This window comes from Methylobacterium goesingense (assembly GCF_022179225.1).
GTDB classification, from domain to species: Bacteria; Pseudomonadota; Alphaproteobacteria; order Rhizobiales; family Beijerinckiaceae; genus Methylobacterium; species Methylobacterium goesingense.
On the sequence record NZ_BPQL01000129.1, the window covers coordinates 1 to 4814 of the forward strand.

General features: G+C 65.9%; 5 protein-coding genes and 1 pseudogene. All 6 read right to left on the bottom strand.

The window, feature by feature from the left end:
* Positions 1-636: 636 nt before the first annotated feature.
* Positions 637-1020 (bottom strand): cupin domain-containing protein, encoded by a 384-nt coding sequence (locus tag MFF30_RS20245; protein WP_238281584.1) that lies wholly within the window; start codon positions 1018-1020, stop codon positions 637-639.
* A gap of 639 nt (positions 1021-1659) precedes the next feature.
* Positions 1660-2298, bottom strand: a complete 639-nt coding sequence (locus MFF30_RS20250) for a response regulator transcription factor (protein WP_238281586.1) — start codon at positions 2296-2298, stop codon at positions 1660-1662.
* Positions 2295-2819, bottom strand: a complete 525-nt coding sequence (locus tag MFF30_RS20255) for a hypothetical protein (protein ID WP_238281588.1) — start codon at positions 2817-2819, stop codon at positions 2295-2297. Before MFF30_RS20255 ends, MFF30_RS20250 begins: the two co-directional genes overlap by 4 nt.
* On the bottom strand, positions 2816-3763 hold the full coding sequence (locus MFF30_RS20260; RefSeq protein ID WP_238281591.1) for a YncE family protein: 948 nt from the start codon (positions 3761-3763) through the stop codon (positions 2816-2818). Before MFF30_RS20260 ends, MFF30_RS20255 begins: the two co-directional genes overlap by 4 nt.
* Complete coding sequence (locus MFF30_RS20265; RefSeq protein ID WP_238281592.1) at positions 3760-4293, bottom strand: SRPBCC family protein; 534 nt, start codon at positions 4291-4293, stop codon at positions 3760-3762. Before MFF30_RS20265 ends, MFF30_RS20260 begins: the two co-directional genes overlap by 4 nt.
* Before the next feature lie 3 nt (positions 4294-4296).
* Positions 4297-4814, bottom strand: a pseudogene (locus MFF30_RS20270) (VWA domain-containing protein); the annotation flags it as partial.

The window sequence follows — 4814 nt, forward strand, 5'->3', positions numbered from 1 at the left end:
CATCCCGCTCCCTCCGCCAAGCCTTTCTCAATCCGATTCAGTTATTGGTTTCAGTAAGTTACGCACCGATCATCAGGCGGTGCCCCCGAATGCGTCTCCTCAGAGCGGTGGATCAAGTCGGGTCGGCCCAATGGAGGCTATTACGGACCCACACACGAGGATCCCGAGGAAGGGGCATGCCCCCTTCGACATAGCGTCTAGCCGTCCGACGTTTGCCACGAAGAATGGGCGCTGATGCGGACGGATGCGGGGCAGCGTGAGCACGGTCTGCGCGCGGTATTCAATGGGCCGCGCTCCGTGGTGGGGCGGGCGCGCCGTAGTGGCAAATGCTCAACGATCTGCCACCTTGAAAAGCCGTCCACCAGCAAACGCAGCGCTGGCTGATTGCAGACCGCTTCGAGCAACCGAACGACGATCTGAATGCCCTGCCGCGCCTCACCCTCGGCCGCTTTCCAGAGCAGACCGCGTCCATCTCCAAAAGCCAGAGCTTACGCTCCTCACCCGAGAGTGGCGAGCGGGCAGGCTAGGAGGGTGCCGGGCGCGAAGGGTTCGAATGACTATCTGGCCATCGACTGGCCGCGCAACTCGCGGCCAGTTTACTACAGCGCTTAGCGCCAGGACGGCCGCGTCGCCCCTTCAGTGCGCGTGATTATGGCTTCCACCCTCGTAATAATCGTTGCCGCGCGAAAATTCGACAAACACGCAAGCTTCCTCGCCGACAGACCAAGCGTCATGACCTGGCGGGAGGAGCATGACGTCGTTCTTTCGAAAGGTCATCTCCTGGCCATCGTCCATACGAACACAGAGCGCCCCGGAAAGTACCAGTGCGACATGTGGCAAGATACAACTTTCAGTGCCATGCGCAGCCTTGAGATCATTGGACCATTTCGCACCGACATCGAAGGTGACGCGCGTCACCGACACACCTTCGAGTTCGACGGTCTGCTTGCTGATGAGGCCGTAGACATCCGGCTCGATCGAATCCAGGCTTCCAATTTGCATAAGTGGATTGAATGTCATTTCGATTTTCCTGTTATAATCGAGCATCGCCCGGCCCAGCACATAGACCGTTTACACGCCGATACCCTGATCGTGCGGGCCAGCGTCATAGAACAGATCAGGCAAATGCCTCAGGGCGCTTGTAGCACCTCGAGCGGAACTGAAATTGCGGACGTGTCGGAGGTCGCCTAAACTCCCATCAACGCCGCAAATCCCCAGTCGCGCCCGGACGCATCGTCATGCAACCTGAAGATCGACTTGCTAGCTCATGACGCGGTCTTTCTGCTTTGAAGCCTGATCTTAGCTCCAGTCGATGGTTATCGACAGCACAACACGAAGCAAGACTCGTACCAATTCACTCGATAGCTTTAATAAAAGTACTTCCTAACGAAAATTGTATGGATTTAGCGCACCTTTGGCCATCTCATCGGAGAAGCCTCGATAGAGCATCCGCTAAATTCAAGAGACGTTGCAATTCCCTGACTTGCGGAAACTGAGTTTGCAGCTGGTTCAGGCAGCTTTCCAGTTTCCGGCACGCGTTCGAGCCGCTATGTCTGTATGCCAAAATCGTGCTAAAATGCGTTACCGGCGCGGTCCCGGGCAGTCAGACTCCGGTCGACCTCCCGGGATTTATCGTCAACCGGAAGCAAATGATCTCCCTCAGGACACCGCCTTCAAGGCGATCCGGATGAGATCCGCGAAGTTTCGCGCGCCGAGCTTCTGCCGGATGGTCGAGCAGAGGTTGACGACGGTCTTGTACTTCATCGTCAACGTGTCGGCGATCCCCTGATAGGAATGGCCGTCCTTCAGCAGAGCGAGAACCTGGAACTCGCGCTCCGTCAGGGACGCGAGGGGTGAGGGCTGGACGTTGGCGTTCAGCATGGCGACGCGCAGGGCGATTTCGTGGTCGAGGTAGCTCTTACCGATACGGACATGGTCGAAGGCCTTGAGGAACTCGTCCGTGGAGGCGTCCTTGAGGACGTAACCGGTGGCGCCACTTTCCAGGGCGCGTGCGATGATGGTCGGATCGTCGTGCATGCTGAAGGCGAGGATGCGGGTTCGGCCCTCCAGTGTGCGGATGCGCCGGATCAGGGAAAGGCCGGAAATGCCCTGGTCGCCGAAGGTGAGGTCTGCGATCACCACCGCCGGGCGCAGGCGGTAGAACGACCGGTAGGCCTCCACGATGGTGGTGGCCTCGTGGATCGTCTCCACGCCGGCATCCTCCATGATGGTGCGGAACCCCTTCAGGATCACCGGATGATCGTCCGCGATGAGAACACTGGTGCCGGTCTGGCTCATGGGGTGGCATCCGGGACCACCGGCTGCGCGGCGTAGCGCTCCGTCAGGCGCGCGAGGGCCCAGGTCCGGTCGAGGCCCTGCTGGCGGGTGTTGTAGTAGTGTTGGCACAATTCGCCGTAGAGTTGCTTGCGCCGGGTCGGGGCGGCGGCCGCCTCCAGCCCGTCGAGGAGGGATTCGTAGGATTCGGGCTTGCCGGCCTCGGCCAGCATCTGACCGAGCTGCACCGTGCGGTTGGCGATCATGCGGGGATCTTCGATGAAGGTCTGCCTGGCCCGGGCGAGGCTGTGGCGCAGGTGTTCGCTCCGCGCCGCCGCCGTGGCGGCCTGTCCGGGCTCCCGCCGGGCAAGCCAGAGGGCCGGCTCCATCGCGTCCGTGGGCGAGAGCCAAGTCGGCACCTCCGCGTCGGACTTCGTCGCGACCACCGGCACCTCCTGCGGGGGCTCGCCACTGTCGCAGGCACTGAGATGCGTGAGGAAGAGCAGCGCAAGGGGGCGCAGCGCGGGACCGAAACGGCGGTTCATCGGCGCCCTCGCACGGGGATGGCGAGGCTGCGCGGCCCCTCGGGCACCGCGATCCGGGCCGTCTCGCGCAGGCTCGCCAGATCGATGACCGAAATCGAATCCGAGAACCAGTTGGCCACATAAGCCTCCGGCCCCGCGATGGCGACGCCTTCCGGGTAGCGGCCCACCGGAACGGTGGCGCGGATGGCCCCATCGGCCGCGTCGAGCACCACCAGGGCTCCGGCCTGCTGATTGGTGACGAGGATGCGGGCGCCGTCCGCGCTCACCGCGACCCCGTAGGGCATGCCGCCGGTCGTGAAGGTCGCGACGGACTTCAGGGCCTCGGTGTCGACGACGCTGAGCGTGCCGCTTCGGACGTTGGCCACGTAGAGGCGGTCCTCAGCCGGGTTCAGGGCCATCGCGAAGGGCGCCTCGCCCACCGGGATCGTGGCGATGCGAGTCAGGCCGGCCGTGTCGATCACGCTGACCTGCCGGCTCTCCCGGTCCGCCACGTAGAGCCGGCCGCGCCGATCGAGGAGCAAGGCGGCGGGTTCCCGGCCCACCGCCACCGCGCCCTCTACCGCGCCGGTCTCGGCGGAGAGGCGCAGCACCCGGTTGCCGGCCCAGTCGCCCACGTAGAGATGCGCGGCATCGGCAGAGACGGCGAGGCCGAAGGGCTGGCCCGGCACGGACAGTATCCTGAGCACCGCCCCGTCCTCGACCACCGAGACCTGACGGGTGTCGGGATGGGTGAGGTAGAGCCGTCCGTCCGGGCCGGCCGCTACCTGGGCCGGCCCGCGCGCCACCGCGAGGGGCGCTCCGACCTTGGCACCGGGCGTCAGGGCGACGAGGGTGCCGGCGCCCTGGCTCGCCACGTAGACGTCGCGCGCGACGGCGGCCGGCGGCGCGAGACAGGCGAGCAGCCCGGCGAGGACGAACCGCCCGAACCCCTGGCGCGCGGTCATGGTGCGGCCTTCCCCTCGACCTTCGCCTTCAGGCCCTTGAGGCCGTCGGCGAAGTAGCGGTTCATGGCGGTCCGGCCGGCCTCGTCGCTCAGGTCTTCCGGCGGCTCGTTGCCGGTATCGCCCCGGTAGAACCGGCCGAGCCATTCGACCTTGGTGCCGTCGCCCTCGGGCGAGACCGTCAGGGTCGCCGAGTAGGACGAGACCGGCAGGGCCTTCAGGTCGGGATCGGACAGGCGGTAGGCGTAGCTGCGCCCGGCGGCGTTCATCTCGTCGAGCCCCTCGTCGAGGGTGCCGCCGCTCTTCAGCGTGACCTTGCGGCGGCCGCCGGAGGCGTTGCCGCCGCTGCCCTCGCTCCGGGTGACGTCGGGATGCCAGGTGCCGATCCCAGCGAAATCGCCGACGACCTTCCAAACCGCGTCGGGCTTGGCCGCGATGACGATGCTCTGGTCGACCTTCTGCGGCGTCGGGCCATGCGCGAGGGCCGCGCCGGTGAGAAGGGTCAGAACGAGAGCGGGAACACCGAGACGCATCGATCAGGCCTTTTTCCAGGTCGGGACACCGCGATCGCGGATCAGGGGGAGAAGGAAGACAGCGAGCAGGAGCAGGAGCGCGGTCGCGCCGAGGATCGGGCGGGGGTCGAGGCGGCCGGGGACAGGCCGGGGCGTCGCGGCGGAACTCAAGGCCGAGCCGAGGCCGGTCGGTCCGTCGAGATGCGCGTAGGTCAGGCCGGTCTTTCCAGCGAGCGCGCGCAGATAGGGTTCGCGCACCGAGGACAGGTGTTCGGTGCCGCCGGCGGCGGCGGCGCCGAAGGGGGCATTGCGCGGGTTGTAGCCCTCGCGGCTCTCGGCATCGGCCGGGGGCGGACCGAAGCGGTTCTCCTGTTGGACCTCGTCCGCCCGGTAGAAGCCGGTCTCGCGGCCCCGGTCGTTGAAGCGCGGAATCGGCGAGAGGCCGGCGGCTCCGGCCCCGACGATGAGGCCCTTCACGGCGCCGGCCTTGCCTTCGAAGGCCGGGCCGCCTTTGCCGAGCAGCGGCGGCCCGGCCTTCGAAG

Coding starts and splice junctions, on each gene's coding strand:
- MFF30_RS20245 (WP_238281584.1), bottom strand. CDS start 1,020: ATGACATTCAATCCACTTATGCAAATTGGAAGCCTGGATTCGATCGAG.
- MFF30_RS20250 (WP_238281586.1), bottom strand. CDS start 2,298: ATGAGCCAGACCGGCACCAGTGTTCTCATCGCGGACGATCATCCGGTG.
- MFF30_RS20255 (WP_238281588.1), bottom strand. CDS start 2,819: ATGAACCGCCGTTTCGGTCCCGCGCTGCGCCCCCTTGCGCTGCTCTTC.
- MFF30_RS20260 (WP_238281591.1), bottom strand. CDS start 3,763: ATGACCGCGCGCCAGGGGTTCGGGCGGTTCGTCCTCGCCGGGCTGCTC.
- MFF30_RS20265 (WP_238281592.1), bottom strand. CDS start 4,293: ATGCGTCTCGGTGTTCCCGCTCTCGTTCTGACCCTTCTCACCGGCGCG.